This window comes from Streptomyces telluris (genome assembly GCF_024519335.1).
Classification (GTDB): domain Bacteria; phylum Actinomycetota; class Actinomycetes; order Streptomycetales; family Streptomycetaceae; genus Streptomyces; species Streptomyces telluris.
On record NZ_JANIID010000022.1, the window covers coordinates 48,926 to 68,890 of the forward strand.

Below are 19,965 nucleotides of genomic sequence, written 5' to 3' on the forward strand. Positions count from 1 at the left end.
GGGGTGCGCCGCGCCTCAGGCGGCGGGCCGGCCGGGGGCGCGGCGCCTTCCGGAGCGGTCCCGGGGGACGACCAGGGGTGTTCCGGTCTCCGGGTCGGGAACGACCCGGCACTCCACCTGGAAGACCTCCTCGACGAGTCCGGCGGTGAGGACCTCGGCTGGCGGGCCGGCGGCGGCCGGTCTGCCGTCGCACATGACCACGAGGTGGTCGGCGTACCGCGCCGCCTGGCCGAGGTCGTGCAGGACCATCACGACGGTGCGGCCGGCCTCGGTGTTGAGCTCCTCGACCAGGTCGAGCACGTCGAGCTGGTGGCGCAGGTCGAGGAAGGTGGTGGGCTCGTCGAGGAGCAGCAGGGGCGTGTCCTGGGCGAGGGCCAGGGCGATCCAGGCGCGCTGCCGCTGACCGCCGGAGAGCTGGTCGACCGGGCGGTCGCGCAGGACGTCGGTGCCGGTACGGGCGAGGGCCTCTTCGACGGCGGCCTGGTCGGCCTTGGACCAGGGGGTGAGCATGCGCTGGTGCGGGTAGCGGCCGAGGCGCACGAGCCCCTCGACGGTGACGCCCTCGGGGGCCACGGCCTGCTGCGGGAGCAGGCCGAGGCGGCGGGCGAGGGCGCGGGCGGGCATGCGGTGGATGTCGGCGCCGTCGAGGGTGACGGTGCCCGCGGTCGGGGCCAGCAGGCGGGCGAGGCCGCGCAGGAGGGTGGACTTGCCGCAGGCGTTGGGGCCGACGACGGCGGTGACGGCGCCGCCGGGGACGGCGAGGTCGACGCCGTCGACGACGGTCCGGCCCGCGTAGCCGAGGCTGAGGCGGTGGGCGGCGAGGCCGGGGGCGGCCGCGGGGCCGTCGGCGCCCGCGGGGCGGGGTGCGGCGGCGGGGCCGGGCAGGGTCGTGCGGTCGTCGCTCATCGGGCGGTGCTCCCAGTGGTGGGCTTGAGTTGGCGCAGCATCAGCACGAGCAGCCAGGGGGCCCCGAGCGTGGCGGTGACGACCCCGACGGGCAGGCCGTGGACGGGCAGCAGGTGCAGGACGGCGAGGTCGGAGGCGAGCAGCAGGACGGCGCCGCCGAGCGCGGTGAGGACGAGCGAGCCGGCCGTCGGGGGCCCGGCCAGGAACCGCACGATGTGCGGCACGGCCAGGGCGACGAAGCCGACGGGCCCGGTGAGGGCGGCGGCGACGGACGCCAGGAGGACGGCGAGCAGGAGGAGCTGGAGGCGGGCCGCGTTCGGGGCGATCCCGAGCCCGCCGGCGGACTCGTCGCCGAGGTCGAGGACGGCGAGCCTGCGGTGGCCGGCGAGGGCGAGCACGACGCCGGCCAGGACGAGCGCCCCGCCGGTGCCCGTCTCGGTCCAGGTGCGGCCGTAGACCGAGCCGGTGGTCCACTGCAGCGCGTCCGCGGCCAGTTCGGCGGGGAACCGGACGATGAAGAGGTTCACGACGGCGGCGAGGCCCTGCTGCACGGCGAGGCCGACGAGCACGATGCGGGTGACGGTGACGCCGCCGCGCCAGGAGAGCAGGGCGAGCAGCAGGGCCGCCACCATGCCGCCACCGAGCGCTCCGGCCGGGGTGAGGGCGGCCGGGGCGCCGGTGGCCAGGACGGCGACGGCACCTAGGGAGGCGCCGCCGGTCACGCCGACCACGTCCGGGGAGGCGAGCGGGTTGCGCAGCACGCGCTGCATCAGCGTGCCGGCGACGGCGAGCCCGGCGCCGGCCACGATCGCGGCGACGGCGCGGGGGGCGCGCAGCTCCTGAACGAGCATCACGTCGGCGCTGTCGCCGAGGCCGACGAGGGCCTGCAGCGCGTCCAGGGGCGGCACGCGGACTTCGCCCGCGCTGAGGCCCAGGGCGAGGAGGAGCGCGAGGAGGACGACGGCCGCGGCGGAGAGGAGGGCGACGCGGCGCCGCTGCCGGGCGAGGGCGGACCGGCCCGCGCCGGGGCGGGGCGGGAGGAGCGCCTGGGTGGACGCGGGTACGGGGGCAGGTGCGGGTACGGGGGCGGGCGCGGGAGCCGGGCTCCGGCGGGCTTCCGGCTGCGGGCCGGTTTCGTACACCGGGTCGCTCATCGGGTCGCCTTCCGTGCGAGGAGGGCCAGCATCGGGGCGCCGAGGAAGGCCGTGACGATGCCGACCTCGATCTCCGTGGGGGCCAGGACGACCCGGCCGGCGATGTCGGAGCCGAGGAGCAGCAGCGGACCGGCGACGAGGCAGCCCGGGACGAGCCAGCGGTGGTCCGCGCCGAGGAGCTTGCGCACGAGGTGCGGGGCGGCGAGCGCCACGAAGGACAGCGGGCCCGCCACGGCGACGGACGACGCGGCGAGCAGCACCACGGCCAGCCCGCCCGCGGCGCGGACCCTGGCGACCGGCACGCCGAGCGCCTGCGCGGTCTCGTCGCCGAGGGCGAGGGCGTTGAGCGCGGGCGTGATGGCGAGGGCCAGCACGAGACCGGCGAGGAGGGGCGCGAGGACGGGCAGCAGGATGTCGGTCCGCCGCCCGGCGAGCGAACCGGCCAGCCAGAAGCGGGCCTCGTCCAGCGTGCGGTGGCTCGCCAGCATGACCGCGGAGGTCCACGCGCTGAGGACGGCGGCCAGCACGGTCCCGCCCAGCGCGAGCCGTACGGGGTCGAGTTCGCCGGCGTGGCGGGCGAGCGCCAGCACGGCGACGGTGGCGAGCGCGGCGCCCCCGAAGGCGAACCACAGGTACTCCACGGGGCGGGTGAGGCCCAGCGCGTAGATGGCGGTGACGACCGCGAAGCTCGCCCCGGCGTTGATGCCGAGGGTGGTGGGCGAGGCCAGGGGGTTGCGGGTGACGCCCTGGGCGACGGCTCCCGCGACGCCGAGCGCCGCGCCGACGACGAGGCCGATCACGGTCCGCGGAACGCGCAGCCCGGTGACGACCAGGCCATCGCGTCCGGCGTCGTCCCCGGCCAGCGCGTGCCACACGGTGGCGAGGGGCACCGGGCGCGAGCCCGCGGCGAGGCTGAGCGCGGCGCACACGGCGAGCGCGGCCACGCCTGCAAGGAGCAGGGCGGCCCGGCGAATCGGAGCCGCGCGCCCGACGGCGGGCGCGACGGCTCCTGGAGCGGTCTCGTTCACGGAGGAGACCCTAGGTTAGGTAAGGCTTACCTTGTCAATTCTCGATGGTTCGCACACCAGCTATTTCCTCAATGCCCAGATTGGCGGCGCCGGAGCCTCAGCTTCCCAGCCCGATCCGCCGGTAGCGCGCCCGCCTGCCGGCCAGCCGTTCGCCCTGCTCGCGTGCGCCGAGGGCGGTCATTTCGGCCCCCAGGAGGGCTCCGAGGCGCGGCAGGAAATCGTCGGCGCCGGCGTCCGGCTCCTCGACCACGAGGTCCACGATGCCGTGCGCCAGGAGGTCCGCGGAGCGCACGCCCTGCCGGGCGGCCACCTCGTCGGCGCGGCCCGTCGTGCGGTACAGGATCGCCGAGGCGCCCTCCGGCGGCAGCGGCGACAGCCACGCGTGCCGGGCCGCGACGACCCGGTCCGCGGGGAGCAGCGCGAGCGCGGCGCCGCCCGCGCCCTGCCCCAGCAGCAGGCACAGCGTCGGCGCCGGCAGGGTCACCAGATCGGCCAGGCAGCGCGCGATCTCCCCGGCCAGGCCGCCCTCTTCGGCCTCCCGCGACAGCGCCGCGCCCGCCGTGTCGACCACGGTGAGCAGCGGCAGGCCCAGCTCGGCGGCGATCCGCATCCCGCGCCGCGCCGCGCGCAGACCGGCCGGGCCGAGCGCCTGGCCGGCGGCGGGCGGCACTGATGTGCTCTCCGCGTCGTGACGGCTGCCGCGGTCGTGCCCGAGCACCACGCAGGGCGTGCCGCCGACGCGGGCCAGCGCGAGGAGCAGCCCCGGGTCGCGCTCTCCCGCGCCCGTACCGCTGAGGAGGGTGACGTCGGTGGCGGCGGCGTCCAGGAGCTCGCGCACGCCGGGCCGTTCGGGGTCACGGGAGCGGCGAATCGATTCGGCCGCGGAGGGGACGGTGGCGGGCGCGGCCGCCGCCCGGTGCTCCCGGTGCTCCCGGTGCTCCCGGTGCTCCCGGTGCTCGCCGGAACGCGCTCCGGTCCGGCCGTCGCCGCAGAGCACCGCCAGCGCCCGCCCGACGGTCCCCGGCAGCTGCCCGGCGGTCAGGACCGCGTCCACCAGGCCGTGGGCCAGCAGGTTCTCGGCGAGCTGGACCCCCGGCGGGAACTCCTCGCCGTACAGGGCCTCGTGGACGCGCGGCCCCAGGAAGCCGATGAGGGCGCCCGGCTCGGCGGAGGTGAGGTGGCCGAGCGAGCCCCACGAGGCGAGGACGCCGCCCGTGGTGGGGTGCCGGAGGTGGACGAGGTAGGGCAGGCCCGCCGCCTTGTGGTCGGTGATGGCGGCGGCGACCTTGACCATCTGCAGGAAGGCCACCGTGCCCTCCTGCATCCGGGTGCCGCCCGACGCCGGCGCCGCGAGCAGTGGCAGCCGCTCGGCCGTGGCCCGCTCCACCGCGCGCACCAGCCGCTCCCCCGCCGCGACGCCGATCGACCCGGCCAGGAACCGGAACTCGCAGGCCACGACGGCCACTCGGCGGCCGCGCACCCGGCCCTCGCCGGTGACGACCGACTCGTCGAGGCCGGTGCGCTCGCGGGCGGCGAGGAGGTCGGCGCGGTAGGCGGGGTCGTCCGTCGTGACGCCGACGGGCTCGTCCCAGCAGCTCCAGCTGCCGGGGTCCACCACGGTGCGGATGAGGTCGAGGGCAGAGGTACGGGGCCTGCCCGGGGCCGTGGGGCTGCCCGGGTCCGTAGGGCTGCCCGGGTCCGTAGGGCTGCTTGCGTCCGTAGGGCTGCCGGGGCTGCTTGCGTCCATGCCGTCACCCTGCCACGAGCGGCCCCACCACGTCCTTGGTCACGTGCTGGTAGATCACGGAGCTGCGGAAGTCCACGACCTCGCGGCGCCCGGAGAAGCGGTCCATGAGGAGGCTGTGCAGGTCGTCGACCTCGGGCACGGCGACGTGGACGAGGAAGTCGTCCCCGCCCGCGACCACGTACACGTTGAGCACCTCGGGCAGCCCGATGAGGTACGCCTTGAAGCCCTCGATGACCTCCCGGCTCATCGGCCGGATCCGTACCGAGAGCAGCGCCTGCACCGGCCGTCCCAGCGCCCGCAGGTCGACCGTCGCGCGGTACCCGGTGATCACCCCGCGCTGCCGCAGCGCCCGCACCCGCTCCAGGCAGGTGGAGGGGGCGATGCCGAGGGTGCGGGCGAGATCGCGGTTGGTCTGCCGTGCATCGCGCTGCAGTTCCCTGACGATCGCCGAATCTATGTCGTCCATAAGGGCACATGATGCCGCACGCGCCGAATTTCGTTCGGCAAGTCCCCTTTTCCACCACGGGTGCGGCTAGCTTCGGCCCCCGTGACCGTACGAACCACCCATACCCCCGCCCCTGCCCGGCCGTCCGTTCGACGGCTGGGCATCGGCAGCGGCACGGCCCTGTGCGCCGGCGCCGTCCTCGGCCCCGGCGTCCTGGCCCTGCCCGCCCTGGCCGCCGACGCGGCCGGCCCGGCCTCGATCCTGGCCTGGCTGGTCCTGCTCGTGACGAGCGTGCCGGTTGCGCTCTCGTTCGCCGCGCTGGGCGCCCGGTTCCCGGACGGCGGCGGCGTGGCGACCTTCGTGCACCGGGCCGCCGGGCCGCGCGCCGCGGCGGCGGTCGGCTGGTGGTTCTACGGGGCCGTGCCGATCGGCGTCGTGGCGGCGGCCCTCATCGGCGGTCAGTACGTGGCCGGGGCGCTCGGCCTGGGGTCCGCCGCGGCCACGGCGATCGGTGCGGTGGTCATCGCGGCGTCGTTCGCGGCCAACTGCGTGGGCCTGCACCTGTCCGGGCGGGTGCAGCTGCTGCTCGTCGCCCTGCTGGCGGCGGTGCTGCTGGGCGCGGCGGTCGCGGCGGCCCCGCACATGACGTCCGCGCACTTCACCCCGTTCATGCCGCACGGCTGGGGCTCGGTCGGCTCGGCGGCGGGCGTGCTGTTCTTCGCCTTCGCGGGCTGGGAGGCGGCCAGCCACCTGTCGGGCGAATTCGCGAACCCGGCCCGCGACCTGCCGAGGGTGACGGCGTACACCCTGGCGGCCGTCTCCGTCCTCTACCTCGTCCTGGCCGTGACGACGATCGGCGCCCTCGGCCCGGCCGCGGCCGGCACGGACACCCCGCTGACCGACCTGCTCGCGCAGAGCGCGGGCACGGCCGCCCGGCCGATCGCCGCGGTCGCGGCCCTGTTCCTGACCTTCGGCGCGGTCAACACCTACCTCGCGGGCGCCTCCCGGCTGGGCGCGGCCCTCGGCCGCGACGGCGCCGCCCCGCGGTGGCTGGCCCACGGCGGCGGCACGGGCGAGGTGCCGCGGCGCAGCCTGGCGCTCCTGGCGGTCGCCTGCACGGGAGTCGGCGTGATCGCCTCCCTGGGCACGACGGACCTGGACGGCCTGATGCGCGCGACGTCCACCTGCCTGGCCTCGGTCACCCTGGCCGGCCTCCTCTCGGCCCTCGCCCTCCTCCCCCGCCGGACGTGGCTCTGGTACGCGGCGATCGCCAGCTCCGTCCTCACGGCGGGAGTGCTGGCCTTCTCGGGAGTACTGCTGGTGATACCGCTGGTACTGGCGATGCTGTCGTGGGGCTTCACGACACTCGCGGGGCGGGGTCGCGGTCAGGCTCCGAAACGGCACACCAAAGGGATGCCGAGAAGGCGCCCAAGAGGCATCAGGGGTGGATGCTCAGATGCGTGAACGCGGTGGTGTGCCGGATGCCGTCGGCGAGCACGCAGTCGGTCGGCAGGCTGCCGGGCACCGTCTGAATGGTCTTCTCGGCGACCGATCCCTTGCCGCGCCCGGCGACGACCACGCCTGTGAGCCTCGCGGTGTTGAGGCCGAGAACCCGCAGGGAAGGGCCGGAGTGGTAAGCGATGACCGACGTGCCGCCGTCCGCGTAATGCAGGGTTTCCTCCGACCTGTTCCACGAGAGGAGCAGGCAAGTGCCCCCCGTGGTGCCCTCGGTGTGGTACTTGGCGGTGGTGCTGCGGCCTGATGCGTCCGTGCAGTGATAAGCCCCGTCGACGGTGACCTTCGAGGCATCGGAGGAGAGGCTGAGACCGGGGCCGTAGGTGATGTTCTCCTGCCCCGTGCAGTCCTGGGTGAAGTGATCCCGGGCGGTGCGGGCGTGGGTGATGTCGGCCCGGGCGTCGGGGGCTTGTGCGGTACGAGCCTGTGCGGTACGGGCCTCTGCGGTACGGGCCTCTGCGGTACCGGCTGGTGTGCTGCCGGCTTGGGCCACCGGCGTCCAGCCGACGCTCGCCGCGACCAGGGTGAGGGAGGACAGAGCGATTCCGATGCCACGCTTGCCGATCATGGGTACCTCTTCGCTTCCGGTGCGTGCGCCGGCCCTCGGCGCGGTTACCGGCACCTTGGCTACCCCCGGGCCTCTCCGGTTCCACCGCCTTCCACGCACCACCGAGAGCACCACAGCTCCGTCCACGCCGCAGTACACACCCTCACGCCCGGCTTCACGCCCTGCCGGAGCGGGCCGCACGCGCGTCACGGTGGGGCCCGGCCGTGCGAGGGAAACCGTGCGGGAAGCGGCGGCAGAGGGAGACGGCCCATGAGCGACGCGAGCCCGGCGGCTCCCCGGGTGGCCTCCGTCGCGGTGTCCGCACCGCCGCACCGGCACCGCCAGCGGGACATCGCCGCCGTGTTCGCCGAGGCGTTCCTCTCCGCCGATCCGGCCGTCCGCCGGCAGTTCACCGGCATCGCCGCCCACACGGGCATCGAGTACCGCAACCTCTCCCTGCCCCTGGCCGAGTATCCCCGGCCGCGCACCTTCACCGAGTACAACGAGGTGTGGGCCGCCACCGCACGCCGAGTCGGGCAGGAAGCGCTCGCCCGGGCCCTCAAGGCTGCGAACGTACGGCCCGGGGAGGTCGGGGCCATCGTCACCACAACCACCACCGGGGCCTCCGTCCCGTCGTTCGACGCCGAACTCGTCCAGCGTGCCGGCCTGCCGCACCACGTGGCGCGCACGCCGATGCTCGGCCTCGGCTGCGCGGGAGGCGCCGCCGGACTGTCGAGAGTCCACGACTACCTGAAGGGCCACCCGGACCAGGTGGCCGTCCTGGTCTCCGTGGAGCTGTGCTCGCTGAACTTCCAGTACGCGGACACCTCGGTCGCCAACCTCGTCGCGACCAGCCTGTTCGGTGATGCCGCGGCCGCCGCCGTGGTTCTGGGCGCCCACCGGGCCCGGGAGACCGCCGGCCCCGCCCTGCTGGCGACCCGCAGCCGCCTGCACCCCGGGACCGAGCACCTCATGGGCATGCGCCTGGGCACCGACGGCTTCGCCGTGTTCCTCTCCCCGGACGTCCCCGACTTCATCGAGAAGCACCTCCCCGGCGAGGTCCACGACTTCCTGGCCGGCCGCGAACTGACCGCGAACGACATCACCACCTGGGTCTGCCACCCCGGCGGCCCGAAAGTCATCGAGGCCCTCACCCGTTCCCTCGGCCTGCCGCCCGCCGCCCTCGCCCACAGCCGGGCCTCCCTGGCCGACCACGGCAACATCTCCTCCGCCTCCGTGCTCGACGTTCTCGCCAGAACCATGGCCACCCCACCGCCCCCGGATTCCCCGGGCCTCCTCCTCGCCCTCGGCCCGGGACTCACCAGCGAACTGGTACTCCTCGGCTGGTGAACGGCTGGTGACGGGGCGGCGGCGGACGGCCCCACCCGCGAGCGGGGCCGCAGCCGTCAGTCACTTCCCCCAGCGACTCGCCGCGTTGGCCTGCCGCACCTTCGCGATCATCAACTCCACCTCCGTGGCGGCCCGCACCCCGGCCGGCTCCACCTCCCACTCCCGGCCCCCGGCGGGCGGCCGCAGCTGCAGGCGGGGGCCTTCGTGGCCCATGACTTGGCCGAGCCGCTCCGTACGGGTGTCCATGACGAAGGCGCCGACGGCGTGCGGGGCGGGGCCGGGCGCGTGCCCGGCCCCGCAGGTGCACGAGGGAAGCGGCCCCCGGGGCCGCAGGTCGATGCCGTGGGCGGTGGCCCAGATGTAGACGCCGCAGGCGGCGCCTTGGGGGCGGCCTGCAACGCTGGGCGGTCCTACCGGCTCCGCCGGTGTCACAGATGGCGAACCCGCGGACGGCGGCACATCGGCGCCGGACGGATGCGCAGCGTCCGCGCCGGGGGCGAGAATCTTCCGGACCCGTTCGAACGAGCGGAGGATAGAGTGGTACACGTCGACGCTCCTCTTCAGCGTTGGCCGTCCCCGGGGTCGTGGCTGCGACCGCCGGGGCTTGTCTTGCGCGAGAGCTGGACTTCTGATCCCGGATGCGAAAGCCGGAGGCAGCTGCCACCCGGGCATACGGAGTTGAACGGATCACAACGGCGGATTCCGTTCACGAGTGACCGCGGAGTCAGCATGCTCCGGGAATCGCCCCGACTGCAACTGACCCTTTGGAACTTGTCCCATGATTTTTTCGCGCCGGTACCCTTACGCCTTCAAGGCCTCGAATAAGGGGAGTTCAGGTGACCGGAGCCCGCCCAACAGTTCGACGTCGCCGTCTCGCGGCGCTCTTGGCCCGCTTCCGCGAACACGCAGGCAGGACGCCCGAGGAAGCGGCAGAGAGGATCGGATGCCATCGGACGAAGATCAATCGGATCGAAAACGCGCGCCTCGGCATCTCTTTGGGAGAACTGCGCGACCTGCTCAGCTTCTATGGAGTGACCGATGCCGCACAGGTTGACGAAATGGTCTCACTGGCCCGCCGGGACAGAGAGCCCGGCTGGGTCCGGCGCGCCAGCATCGCGCGACCTTCCTACGCGGACTACATCGGCTACGAGGGGACGACTGATTACATTCGAACTTATGAAACGGCTTTGATTTCAGGCCTCTTGCAGACATCCGACTACGCACGGGCCGTCTTGCAAGCCGCCCCATCGACTCTGCAGCCCGCAGCCGTCGACGCTCTGGTCACTGCCCGTGAGGAGCGTCAGGAAGTGCTGAAGCGGGAGCGGCCGCCACGTCTGTGCGTGATCGAGAGCGAGGCAGCGCTCCGCCTCCGTATCGGTGGCGCGGAAGTGATGCGCAAGCAGCTCGAACACTTGGAAGAGATGGCCCTGCGCCCTAACGTGGAGCTGCAGGTCATCCCCCATCACGCTGAGGCACACGCAGGGCTGTTCGGAGCGTTCGTGCTGTTCAGCTTCCCCAGCTCCGCGTTCTCCGATGTCGTCTGCATCGAACACCGGACGGGGACGCTGTACCTGGAGACGCCGGAGGAGACGGCAGAGTACACACTGATCTTCGACTCGCTCCGGTCGATCGCTCTCAGTCCGCGGGACAGCCTCGGCCTGATCGCCCGGATCCGGGGCGAGCTGTAGCGATGGACGCAGCAGAGAGGTCATGCAGAGATGTACCCGCCGAGACTTCGGGAAGCGATATGGCGCAAGAGCAGCTATAGCGGGCAGGGCGGCAACTGCCTTGAGATAGCGGACGCCGCCACCACTGCTGCCGCGATCCCCGTCCGCGACAGCAAGAACCCCCACGGCCCCGCCCTGGTCTTCGCGACCGGAGCGTGGGCCGTTTTCGTGTCCCATGTGAAGGGGGCGGGCTTGCCGCGCTGAACGCGGACGCCCCGCTCGGCTCGCCTCCGTCCGGGGCGTCCGGCTGTCCCCGATCGGGGGCACCCGCGGCACGGGCCCGTGCTGGGGCTGCTGATGCTGATACCTGCAGCCGCCACCCGGGGCCACTTATCCGCCGCCCCACGCCCCGGGCCGGAGGATTTCCGTCCCCGGCCCGCGGCCGGACGCGCAACCACCACGAGCGCGAGCTGAGACGGGGCGCCCCCATCGGGCCTGGGCACACCGCGGCAACAGCCGGCTCAGCGGCTACCCCGCCGGGCACGGCTGGTCCGCCATCGCACGGTTCGGAGAGCACGTCACCAAGGCCACGGACAGGAACACCGGTCGTTCCAGATAGAAGCCGTGGGAGACGTCCCCGCCCCACCCCAGCCGCTCGGCCGCAGCGGCAACGAGGGCGGCCTGCCACGCACTCCCCCGGTCGGCCTTCGCCGCGAAGCGGGGCGCGTGTTCCACCAGGCGGTCGCCGAGCCACGCCGCCGCCCGCCCGGGGTCGTCCCAGGTCCCGCGCACGAACGCGGCCGGCTTCAGGAGCCAGTGCGCCGTCTGCATCGGCGGGACTCCCGTCACCCGCCATTCCGTGACGGCTTCCCGGTACCGCTGGATGACCTCAGGGGGACTGGTGGAGGCGGGAGCCGTGGGTGGCGGAGGGCGCCGGGCGCTCTCCTTGTCGTGGACCGCTTTGTCGCCGGTCCAGAGATATCCGTGGAAGTGCAAGGGGCTCTACCCGTTCGGCATCAGTGTCAGCGACGTCGGCGCAGCCGGAGGCGGAGGCGGCCCCCGCCCTCCCCGGAGAGCGAAGGCCGCCGGCCGATGAGCGTCCGGTCAGGCCGAGAGGCCGAAACGGCCCGGATCGATGCCCGCGGCGTCGAGTTCGGCACCGGTGAACCTGAGCGGGGCCGCGCCGGGCCGCTTGCTGTCGCCGAGGGCGTAGGCGTCCTCACCGATACGGGCGAGGGTTACGCACGATTCACCGTCCGGGTGGGTGTTTCCCCCGCATGCCTTGGAGAATCGGGCGCCTTCGAGCGGCAGGCCGTACAGGTCAGTCATGGAAAACCTTCCTGGGGTCGGGGCGGACACCACACCGGGCCTTTCGATGTCCGCTGTCATCGACCATGCTTCTACGGCCTTCGCCTCGCGAGAACCCTTAGTCACGTAGACGCATGAAGTCCTCGGCTGCCCCTGCGAGAAATGCTGTGGCATCCTCTCCCGTGAGGGCGCATCCGAGGAACAGTTCGAACAGCTCCACGTGATGGGAGATGTCCCGGGGGTCGCGCAATACGACTTCACCCGAGAAGAGTTCGACGGTGACGAGCCGGTCGTCGTAGATCACGAAGATGTTCATGGGCGTACCCGGGACCCGGGCGGCCCGGGGAATGACCGCAAGCTCGACGTTCGGCCTCCGGGACACCTCGGCCATGTGCGCGCACTGTGCCGCCATGACCTCGCGGTCGGCCCTGCGCCACCGCACCGCCTGCTCCGTGAGCAGGAACGTGAAGTGACGCGACTGATCGTCCAGGATGGCCTGACGGTCCATGCGGGCCTGTACGGCTCTGGCGACATCCCTGGCGGGGTCGCTCTTCACCGCCTTCGCCAGCGTCTGCTCCGCGTACTGCCGGACGTGCAGCAGGCCCGTGGGAATGGCCGGAAGAAAGTGCCGCATCACTCGGGATGTCGACTCCAGCGCCTTCAGTTCGGCCTGTTTCCGGTACAGGCCGACACGCGCGTATGTCCGCCAGGAGGCATAGTCGACATTCGCCCTGCGAGCCAGCTTCAGCAGTTCGTCCGCGACTTCCGCAGGCACATGGAGAGCGGTCAGGATCCGCTGGACGTCGATGACGGTGGGCAGCGCCCGGCCGGTCTCTATTCGGCTGATCTTCGTCTGACTCATATTGCAGCGCACGGCAAGGCGCTCACCGCTCAGCCCGGCCGCCTCGCGGAGGCCCCGTAGCGCCTCCGCGAGGTCTTTTCGCTCTCGTGCTTGATGTTCAGGCTCGATAGTCACGGAAAGGAACTGAGTTCGCCAGGGCGAGGTCACGCCATGCGAGGTACTTGCCGAGGTCGGGAGACCGGATCAGTTCCCGGTTGATCTGGGTCCCGTCCGGCCGGTAGTTGAGGTGCACCACGATCGTCTCGTCGAACAGCCAGAAGTCCTGATCCGGTAGCCCCGGATCCCTGTCCGTCAGGTCGAGGACGCGGATGTCCTCCCCGGCCCGGATGTTGCCCGGGATGCCCCAGGCGAACTGGTACTTCTGGTAGCCCGTGAGCGGCCGGCGCACCACCCGCACCCGGCCGAACGTCCTGCCGGCCTTCACGGCGTCCCGGACGGTCGCCTGCCACTTGGCGTTGTGGTCATCGGGCTTGGGCTCTCCCCGGAGGAAGCGGGCCAGGCTTTCGGCCTCGGCCGGCATGGTGTAGGTCGGCTGCACTTCGAGCCGCCACGCGGACCGTTCGAATTCACGGAAGTACGCGGCCCACGCATCACCATCCAAGAGCACGAGCGGCCTCCCTCAGCACACGCTCGGGGATCGTCACGACTGCCTCTCCCTCGGGAGCCGGGTGGTCGATCAGATAGCCCTGTACCGCGATCTTGCCGGGCTGGTCCGTGGTGAAGACGTTGGCGCAGTCGCCGGAGTCACAGTCCGGGTCTTCCCCGGCGACCTTGGTCAGCTTCATGCGAGTCCCTCCCTTGCCGTCGGCAGCAAGCTACGGAGGGGGTTGCCCCTGATCAAGGGGGACGAGCCCTTCAGTCACGTTCTCGCATGGATTCCCGCCCCGGGTGGGGCGGCTCAGGGCCCCTGACCCAGCAACCCCGTCAACCCGCCCGCAAGCGCCACCCGTTCCAGTTCGTCCAGAGCCGCGCGGGCCCGGGCCGCTGCCGGTGGGTCATGGGATTCCAGGCCGCTCTCCTCGAACTCGTCCTCGTCCAGGCGGAGCACCGTGGCGCCGTCCGCCGAGACCCACAGGTCGAGGTGCAGGTCGGTGGAGACGACGCCGTCGGGGGTGATCTGTGCGGGGCGGGTGATGTCGCAGTACCAGCCCTTCAGGGTGCCGTCGGCGGTGCGGACCTCCTTGACGGCGTACCAGCGGTCGCGCCAGTAGTGCTCGGTGAAGACGTCGCCGCGTTCGAAGCGGACGAAGCCGAAGTCCCGGTCCGCGGGGGCCGCCCACGGTGCGCGCACGACGGCGTGGGTGCCGTCGTCGCGGACGACGACCGCGGGGTAGCCGATACCGGACCGGGACTCCTTGACCAGGGTGACCGTCACGTCACCGCCGGCCTGCAGAACAGGGTGCGAGGTGCTCATGAAGAGGGAGACTTCCTCATGAGCGGTGCCGGGGCCAGCGGTTTTAGCCGATGACGGACGCGCAGGTGGTCGGAGTGGCGTGCTCCGGGTCGAGGGCGTTGGCGACCTCGTGGGCGACGATGCGGTCGACGGTGCCGATCGCGATGTGCTCGGAGAGGTCCACGGCGCAGAGGTCCTGGAGCAGGATGTTGCGCACGTCGGGGCCGGTCAGGTAGCCCGAGGTGTACGGCGTGACGACCTCGTCGTACTTGGTCGCGATGACCGTGTAGCGGACGCCCGGCACGGTGTCGGGGACGGAGTTCATCCGCTTGAGGTAGTCGGAGCCGATCGCCTGGTCGGTGAGGCCGGGGGTCATGCCGCCGAGCGCCTTGCGGGCTCCGGGGATCTTGTCCATCAGGGTGACCAGGCCCGACATCGTCGTGCCGTGGTTGTTGGGGGCGATGCCGGTGAGGGAGTTCACCTTGTCCTTGCCGCCGAGGAAGTTGAGGTAGTAGCGCGGCATCGCGCCGCCCTGGGAGTGGCCGACGATGTCCACCTTGTCCGCGCCGGTGGCGCCGCGGACCTTGTCGACGTACGCGGAGAGCTCCTCGGCCGACTTCGCGATCGGGCCGAGGCCGTAGAAGGCCGGCACGCCGGGCAGCTTGCCGTAGTCGAGGGAGAAGACGCAGTAGCCGCGGTTCTTCAAGTAGGGCGCGAGGACCAGCCAGTTGTCCCAGGAGTTGCCGAGGGTGCCGTGCACGAGGACGACGGGGCGCGGGTGGGCGGCCGACGGCTTGCAGGAGTAGTCGTTCCAGCCGCTGCTGACGGCCGTGCCGGCGGCAGCGGCGCGGGGCTCGGGGGACGGGGCGGCCACGGCCTCGGGGGCGGTGAGGGCGGCGGCCGAGAGGGCGAGAGCCAGGGCGGGGAGCAGGGTGCGCAGGGGTCTCCAGGACAGCTTCATATAACACCTCGCTGGTGGGGGATGGTCCCGGCTTTGGGCACACGGGTGACCAGGAATAGGATTGGGCTGAAAGGCCGTTAACTTACCTGCGGGTAAGAATGCGTGGATCTTCCTTGATCGGTCAAGGAAGATGACACAGGTTTTTCATGTGCGGGACGCCTGCCTGTAACAAGTGACCAACCCCCGCCCGCCCTGCTCAGGCCACGTTGCGCCGCTTCCCCCGCGCCCGCACGGCCGCCGGCCCCCGCACCGCGGCCGCCGGCCCCACCGCGGCCGGCCCGAAGCGGGCCCGCGCCCGGTCGACGGCCGCCTCGATCCGGCGCGCCTTCTCGTCGGCGGGGTCGAACGACAGCTGGTGCGCGGCCGATCCGGCCTCGCCGAGGCCCTCCGCGCGCAGCGCCACGCTGCGGACCCGGGCGCGCTGCAGTCCGAGCGCGTCGTGCAGGGCGTACGCGGCCGAGGTCAGTGCGGGGGTGTGCGCGGTCGGCTCGGTGAAGGCCCGGGAGCGGGTGGTCGTCGAACCGTCCGCGTAGCGCACGGTGAGGGCCAGCCCCCGGGCGACCCGGCCGCTCTCCCGCAGCCGGCCGCCCAGCCCGTCGGCGAGCGCCAGCAGCGCGCGGCGGCGCCGGTCCGCGTCCAGCTCGTCCCTGCCGAAGCGGTGCTCCGCGGCCATCGAGCGGGCCCGAGCTCCCGGGGTGACGGGGGTCGGGTCGATGCCGCGCGCCCGCTCGTGCAGGCGCCGCCCGGCCGCGGGCCCCAGGATCCGCTGCAGCGCGGGCAGCGGCGCGGCGGCGATCCGGCCGACGCTGTCGAGCCCGTACGAGCACAGGGTGCGGGCGGTGGCCGGGCCGACGCCGTACAGGGCGGCGGCCGGTTTGCCCGCCAGGAACGCGGACACGGCGGCCGGGTCCCCGGGCAGCGTGCGCACCGCGCCGGGCGGCCCGTCCTGCGCGGCCATCCGGGCCAGCATCGGGTTGCCCGCGATGCCGATCGTGCAGTCGGCCCCGTACCGCGCGAGGACGCGCACCCGTACGAGCGCGGCGAGACCGGCGGGTCCGTGCCCGAAGTACCGCGTGGCGCCGCGCACTTCCATCAGCGCCGCGTCCGGCGGCACCGCCTGGACGACGGGCGTCACCTCGGCGAGCAGCGCGAGCAGGCCGTCGTAGGTCTCCTCGCCGAGGGGCGCGCCCGCCTCGGCGTGGAAGTGGACGTAGAGCACGGTGGGCGAACCAGTCGGGGCGACCGGGCCGGCGGGCCCGGTCGGCGGCGGGCCCGGCACCGCGGCGAGCCGCGCGCGGGCGCTCATCCCGCGCTCCCCGGGCTCGCGTGCCACAGCTTGCGGCCCGTGGCCGCGCCCTCGCCCGCGGGCCGGAGGTCCGCCCAGGGGTGCATGGCGTAGCCGGTGGACAGGCGGATGCGCCGCCCGGACGGCGCCGCGGCGGCCGGGGCCGGGGCCGCGCCCTCGGCGAGGAGCTCGGCCACCGCCTCCAGCCCGCCCTCCGCGCGAAGCCTCGTCAGCTGCGCGAGGTCCCACGCCGCCGCGCCCACCACGCTCAGGCTGCGCGGCCCGCGGCGCTGGACGACGCCGCGGACGAGCAGCAGCCAGGAGTGGAAGAGCGTGTGCGCGCAGGCGGGGTGGCTGTCGTCGAAGAACGCGCAGTCGACCAGGCCCGTACCGTCGTCGAGGGTGGTGAAGATGACGCGGCGGCCGGAGCGGATCGGCGGCGTCTGGGTGGCGGCCTTGGCGCCCGCGACCAGGACGGTCTCGCCGTGCCGGACGTCGCGCAGCCGCCGTGCGGGCATCGCCCCCAGCTCGTCGAGGAACTTCCGGTGGTCGGCCATCAGGTGGCGCGAGGCGTCCATGCCGAGCACGCTCAGCTCGGCGTCCAGGCGCTCGGCCGCGTCGAGGTCGGGCAGGCCGACGGGCTCGGCCAGGACGCCGTCGATCAGCGTGGGCTGGGCGGCGTCGGCGTGGTGCCGTCCCCGCGTCCCGTGGTGCAGTTCGGCGATGTGCAGCAGCAGGTCGCGGCGGTTGGTGCCGAAGGCGTCCAGCGCGCCGACCCGGGCGAGGCGTTCGGCGACGGGCCGGCCGGGGCGGGCGCGGTGCCACAGGTCGGGGAGGGAGGTGTACGGGCGGCCGGCCGTGATGCGTCCGGTCTCGGCCCGGGTGATGCCCTGCACGTCGGAGAGGGCCAGTCGGAGGCCCCACACGCCGGCGCCGGGCCCCTTCGCGTTCGGCCCCTTCCCGTTCGCGCCCTTCCCGTTCGGCCCCCTCCCGTTCGCTCCCCTCCCACCGGACACTTCATCGGACACCAGTTCGATCGAATAGGTCGCGCCCGACCGGTTCACGTCCAGCGGCAGGATCGGCACGCCGCGCCGCCGCGCGTCCGCGAGCAGCAGCCGCTTGGGGTACATCCCCGGGTCGTGGGTGAGCAGCCCGGCGTAGAAGGCGGCCGGGTGATGGGCCTTCAGCCACGCCGACTGGTAGGTCGGCACGGCGAACGCGACGGCGTGCGCCTTGCAGAAGCCGTAGCTGCCGAACGCCTCCACGATCTCCCAGGTGCGGCGCACGGCGTCGGGCCCGTGGCCGAGTTTCGCCGCCTCCTCCGCGAACCAGACGCGCACCCCGTCCACCAACTGCGGGTCGGACAGCGCGCGGCGCGTCTCGTCCGCGACGTGCCGGTCGCAGCCGGTCATGACGTGCAGGATCTCGATGATCTGCTCGTGGAAGACGACCACGCCGTAGGTCTCGCGCAGCGCGTCCTCCAGCGCCGGGTCGGGGTAGCGCACGGGCGCGCGGCCGTGCCGGGCCGCGACGAAGGGCCGCACCATGTCGGCCGCGACCGGGCCCGGCCGGAAGAGGGAGATGTCGACCACGAGGTCGTGGAACGTGGACGGCTGGAGCCGGCCGACGAGGTCGCGCTGGCCCGGCGACTCGATCTGGAAGCAGCCGAGCGTCTCGGTGGACCGGATCAGTTCGTACGTGCGGCGGTCGCCCGGCGGCACCTGCGCGGGATCGTCGAGGTCGAGGCGGCGCCCGGTGGCCCGTGCGATCTCGGCCACCGCGTGCGCCATCGCGGACTGCATCCGCACGCCCAGCACGTCGAGTTTGAGCAACCCGAGGTCCTCCACGTCGTCCTTGTCGAACTGCGCCATGGGGAAGCCCTCGCCGCTGGTCGGCACGACGGGCGTACGGGCGCGCAGGGTCGCGTCCGACAGCAGCACTCCGCACGGATGCATGGCGACGCCGCGCGGCAGCCCGTCCAGCGCCTCGACCAGCTCCCACAGCCGGCCGTGGTCCTCCGCCGCCACCCCGCGCAGCTCGGGCAGCTCGGCCAGGGCCGCGCGGGCGTCGCGGGCGCGGATGTGCGGGAACGCCTTGGCGAGCCGGTCCACCTCGGCCGGGTCCTTGCCGAGGGCCGTGCCGACGTCCCGGATCGCGTGCCGGACGCGGTAGGTCTCGGGCATGGCGACGGTCGCGACCCGGTCCGCGCCGAAGCGGTCGAAGATCGCGCGGTAGACGTCCAGGCGGCGCGCGGACTCCACGTCGATGTCGATGTCGGGCAGCGCCTTACGGCGCAGGGACAGGAAGCGCTCCATCAGCAGGCCGTGCTCGACGGGGTCGGCGTGCGCGATGCCGAGCAGGTGGTTGACCAGGGAGCCCGCGCCGGAGCCGCGGGCGGCGACGCGGATGCCCAGGGCACGGGTGTCGTCGACGACCCGGGCGACGGTGAGGAAGTACGAGGCGAGTTTCCGCTCGGCGATGATCGCCAGCTCCTCCTCCAGCCGCTGCCGGTAGCGGGGCCGCCGGTCGTATCCGCGCAGCACCATGCCCGCCGTGCAGCGGGAGCGCAGCACGCGGTCGGCGGTGCGGCTCCCCACGCCGACCAGGTGCGCCTCGGGGAAGTGGACCTTGCCGAGGCCCAGGTCGTCCTTGGGGTCGACCCGGCACGCGGCGGCGGTCTCCTCGGTGGTGGCGAGCAGCCGGCGGGCCGCGTCCCGGCGCAGCCCGGCGGCCTCGGCGATCCGCTCGGCGAGGGCGGCCATGTCACCGGGCCCCTTGAGCCAGCGCTCCCCGCTGTCGAGCGACTCCGGCCTGCGGGGGTCGACCGGCACCAGCAGGCGGGCCGCGTCCAGGACGTCGGCGACGGGTCCCTGACCGGGGTCGGCGTAGCGGACGGCGTTGCTGAGGACGGCGGGGACGCCCTGCTCCGCGGCGAAGCCGACGGTACGGGCGGCGAGGCGCAGGGAGCCCGGGCCGGTGCCGGTGCGGCCGTGGCACACGACCTCCAGTCTCAGGGCGTCACCGAACATTTCCCGCCAGGGCGCGAGCAGCCGGGCGGCCCGGTCGGGGCGGCCCGCGGCGAGCGCGCGGCCGGGCTCGGAGCCGGGGCCCAGGAGGACGTGGAGAGGGGTGCGGATGCCGGGGGCGGCGGCCGCCAGGTCGGCGCGGGTCAGCTCGGGGCGGCGGGAGGCGGCGTGCGCGTGGGCGGTGTCCGCATGGGCGGTGCCCGCATGGGCCGCGGAGACCAGTCCGCACAGGGCGGCCCAGCCGTGCGCGCCGTCCCGGGCGAGGAAGACCGCACGCGGCGCGGACTCGTCGACGAAGGCGCCGCCGCGCACGGGGGTGCGGAGGCGGGCGCGGCCGGGGGCGGACGACAGGGACTGCGGGGGCTCGTCCCGCACGGCCAGGTCCACGCCGAACACCGGGCGCACCCCGGCCTTGGCGCTCGCCTTGGCGAACCTGACCGCTCCGGCGAGGGTGTCGCGGTCGGTGAGGGCGACGGCGTCCATGCCGCGCTCGGCGGCGCGCTCGGCCAGCCGCTCGGGGTGTACGGCGCCGTACCGCATCGAGAAGCCGGATGCGGTGTGCAGGTGCGTGAACGTGTCGAGCCCGGTCATCGCACCTCCTGCTGTCCCTGTCACCCCCTGGCTGAAAACCGCCCTCTCCATCCACCATAAACCACTCTCTCGAACATTCGTACGAACGCGTGTGCGGGTCGGCCCCCCGGGCAAGCGCGGGCGGTCACCCGGACAGCCCGCACCGCCTGCGCAGGCCCGCCGCACCCCGCAGGCTCGGGG

20 protein-coding genes are annotated in these 19,965 nt (G+C 73.7%); 4 read left to right on the forward strand and 16 right to left on the reverse strand.

What is annotated here, in order from left to right; genetic code table 11:
* Positions 1 to 15: 15 nt before the first annotated feature.
* From NQU55_RS22615 to NQU55_RS22635, 5 genes are all read right to left on the reverse strand, one after another.
* Entirely contained in the window at positions 16 to 906 is an 891-nt protein-coding gene (locus NQU55_RS22615) for an ABC transporter ATP-binding protein (protein WP_168091210.1), read from the reverse strand.
* On the reverse strand, positions 903 to 2,060 hold the full coding sequence (locus NQU55_RS22620; RefSeq protein WP_168091211.1) for a FecCD family ABC transporter permease: 1,158 nt from the start codon (positions 2,058 to 2,060) through the stop codon (positions 903 to 905). The genes NQU55_RS22615 and NQU55_RS22620 overlap by 4 nt, the downstream gene beginning before the upstream one ends.
* The gene (locus NQU55_RS22625) at positions 2,057 to 3,088 is read right to left on the reverse strand and encodes a FecCD family ABC transporter permease (protein WP_372504772.1); all 1,032 of its coding nucleotides are present in this window, start codon (positions 3,086 to 3,088) and stop codon (positions 2,057 to 2,059) included. Before NQU55_RS22625 ends, NQU55_RS22620 begins: the two co-directional genes overlap by 4 nt.
* Positions 3,089 to 3,185: 97 nt before the next feature.
* Positions 3,186 to 4,835, reverse strand: a complete 1,650-nt coding sequence (locus tag NQU55_RS22630) for a carboxyl transferase domain-containing protein (RefSeq protein ID WP_168091212.1) — start codon at positions 4,833 to 4,835, stop codon at positions 3,186 to 3,188.
* A gap of 4 nt (positions 4,836 to 4,839) precedes the next feature.
* Positions 4,840 to 5,301: an Lrp/AsnC family transcriptional regulator gene (locus NQU55_RS22635; RefSeq protein WP_058045093.1), complete on the reverse strand. Its 462-nt coding sequence runs from the start codon at positions 5,299 to 5,301 to the stop codon at positions 4,840 to 4,842.
* Positions 5,302 to 5,382: 81 nt separating this feature from the next.
* Between NQU55_RS22635 and NQU55_RS22640 the strand changes: the two genes are divergently transcribed.
* Complete coding sequence (locus NQU55_RS22640) at positions 5,383 to 6,744, forward strand: APC family permease (RefSeq protein ID WP_256791027.1); 1,362 nt, start codon at positions 5,383 to 5,385, stop codon at positions 6,742 to 6,744.
* On the opposite strand, the gene NQU55_RS22645 is transcribed toward NQU55_RS22640, so the two are convergent.
* Positions 6,719 to 7,363: a hypothetical protein gene (locus NQU55_RS22645; protein ID WP_168091213.1), complete on the reverse strand. Its 645-nt coding sequence runs from the start codon at positions 7,361 to 7,363 to the stop codon at positions 6,719 to 6,721. The genes NQU55_RS22640 and NQU55_RS22645 overlap by 26 nt on opposite strands.
* Before the next feature lie 249 nt (positions 7,364 to 7,612).
* Here NQU55_RS22645 and NQU55_RS22650 point away from each other — a divergent pair, with 249 nt between their 5' ends.
* A complete protein-coding gene (locus NQU55_RS22650) occupies positions 7,613 to 8,692 on the forward strand; it encodes a type III polyketide synthase (RefSeq protein ID WP_168091214.1) in 1,080 nt (359 codons plus the stop codon).
* Between the two features lie 60 nt (positions 8,693 to 8,752).
* Here the strand turns inward: NQU55_RS22650 and NQU55_RS37150 are convergent, their stop codons facing one another.
* On the reverse strand, positions 8,753 to 9,238 hold the full coding sequence (locus NQU55_RS37150) for a hypothetical protein (protein ID WP_372504773.1): 486 nt from the start codon (positions 9,236 to 9,238) through the stop codon (positions 8,753 to 8,755).
* Positions 9,239 to 9,528: 290 nt separating this feature from the next.
* Between NQU55_RS37150 and NQU55_RS22660 the strand changes: the two genes are divergently transcribed.
* Positions 9,529 to 10,380: a helix-turn-helix domain-containing protein gene (locus tag NQU55_RS22660; RefSeq protein WP_168091215.1), complete on the forward strand. Its 852-nt coding sequence runs from the start codon at positions 9,529 to 9,531 to the stop codon at positions 10,378 to 10,380.
* Positions 10,381 to 10,410: 30 nt separating this feature from the next.
* Positions 10,411 to 10,623: a DUF397 domain-containing protein gene (locus NQU55_RS22665; RefSeq protein WP_168091216.1), complete on the forward strand. Its 213-nt coding sequence runs from the start codon at positions 10,411 to 10,413 to the stop codon at positions 10,621 to 10,623.
* Between the two features lie 264 nt (positions 10,624 to 10,887).
* Here NQU55_RS22665 and NQU55_RS36885 read toward each other — a convergent pair whose 3' ends face one another.
* The 9 genes from NQU55_RS36885 to NQU55_RS22710 form a co-directional block, all read right to left on the reverse strand.
* Complete coding sequence (locus NQU55_RS36885; protein WP_308402264.1) at positions 10,888 to 11,190, reverse strand: hypothetical protein; 303 nt, start codon at positions 11,188 to 11,190, stop codon at positions 10,888 to 10,890.
* 273 nt (positions 11,191 to 11,463) lie between these two features.
* On the reverse strand, positions 11,464 to 11,688 hold the full coding sequence (locus NQU55_RS22675; protein ID WP_168091218.1) for a DUF397 domain-containing protein: 225 nt from the start codon (positions 11,686 to 11,688) through the stop codon (positions 11,464 to 11,466).
* Between the two features lie 97 nt (positions 11,689 to 11,785).
* Positions 11,786 to 12,643, reverse strand: coding sequence for a helix-turn-helix domain-containing protein (locus NQU55_RS22680; protein WP_256791029.1), 858 nt, complete (start codon positions 12,641 to 12,643; stop codon positions 11,786 to 11,788).
* Entirely contained in the window at positions 12,627 to 13,136 is a 510-nt protein-coding gene (locus NQU55_RS22685; protein ID WP_168091219.1) for a DUF6879 family protein, read from the reverse strand. Before NQU55_RS22685 ends, NQU55_RS22680 begins: the two co-directional genes overlap by 17 nt.
* The gene (locus NQU55_RS22690) at positions 13,120 to 13,314 is read right to left on the reverse strand and encodes a hypothetical protein (protein ID WP_168091220.1); all 195 of its coding nucleotides are present in this window, start codon (positions 13,312 to 13,314) and stop codon (positions 13,120 to 13,122) included. The genes NQU55_RS22685 and NQU55_RS22690 overlap by 17 nt, the downstream gene beginning before the upstream one ends.
* A gap of 113 nt (positions 13,315 to 13,427) precedes the next feature.
* Entirely contained in the window at positions 13,428 to 13,943 is a 516-nt protein-coding gene (locus tag NQU55_RS22695) for a ribonuclease FAU-1 family protein (RefSeq protein ID WP_168091221.1), read from the reverse strand.
* 43 nt (positions 13,944 to 13,986) lie between these two features.
* Positions 13,987 to 14,883, reverse strand: a complete 897-nt coding sequence (locus tag NQU55_RS22700; protein WP_168091222.1) for an esterase/lipase family protein — start codon at positions 14,881 to 14,883, stop codon at positions 13,987 to 13,989.
* Between the two features lie 196 nt (positions 14,884 to 15,079).
* Positions 15,080 to 16,189: a DNA polymerase Y family protein gene (locus NQU55_RS22705; protein ID WP_168091223.1), complete on the reverse strand. Its 1,110-nt coding sequence runs from the start codon at positions 16,187 to 16,189 to the stop codon at positions 15,080 to 15,082.
* Positions 16,186 to 19,785 (reverse strand): DNA polymerase III subunit alpha, encoded by a 3,600-nt coding sequence (locus tag NQU55_RS22710; protein WP_168091224.1) that lies wholly within the window; start codon positions 19,783 to 19,785, stop codon positions 16,186 to 16,188. Before NQU55_RS22710 ends, NQU55_RS22705 begins: the two co-directional genes overlap by 4 nt.
* Between the last annotated feature and the right edge of the window lie 180 nt (positions 19,786 to 19,965).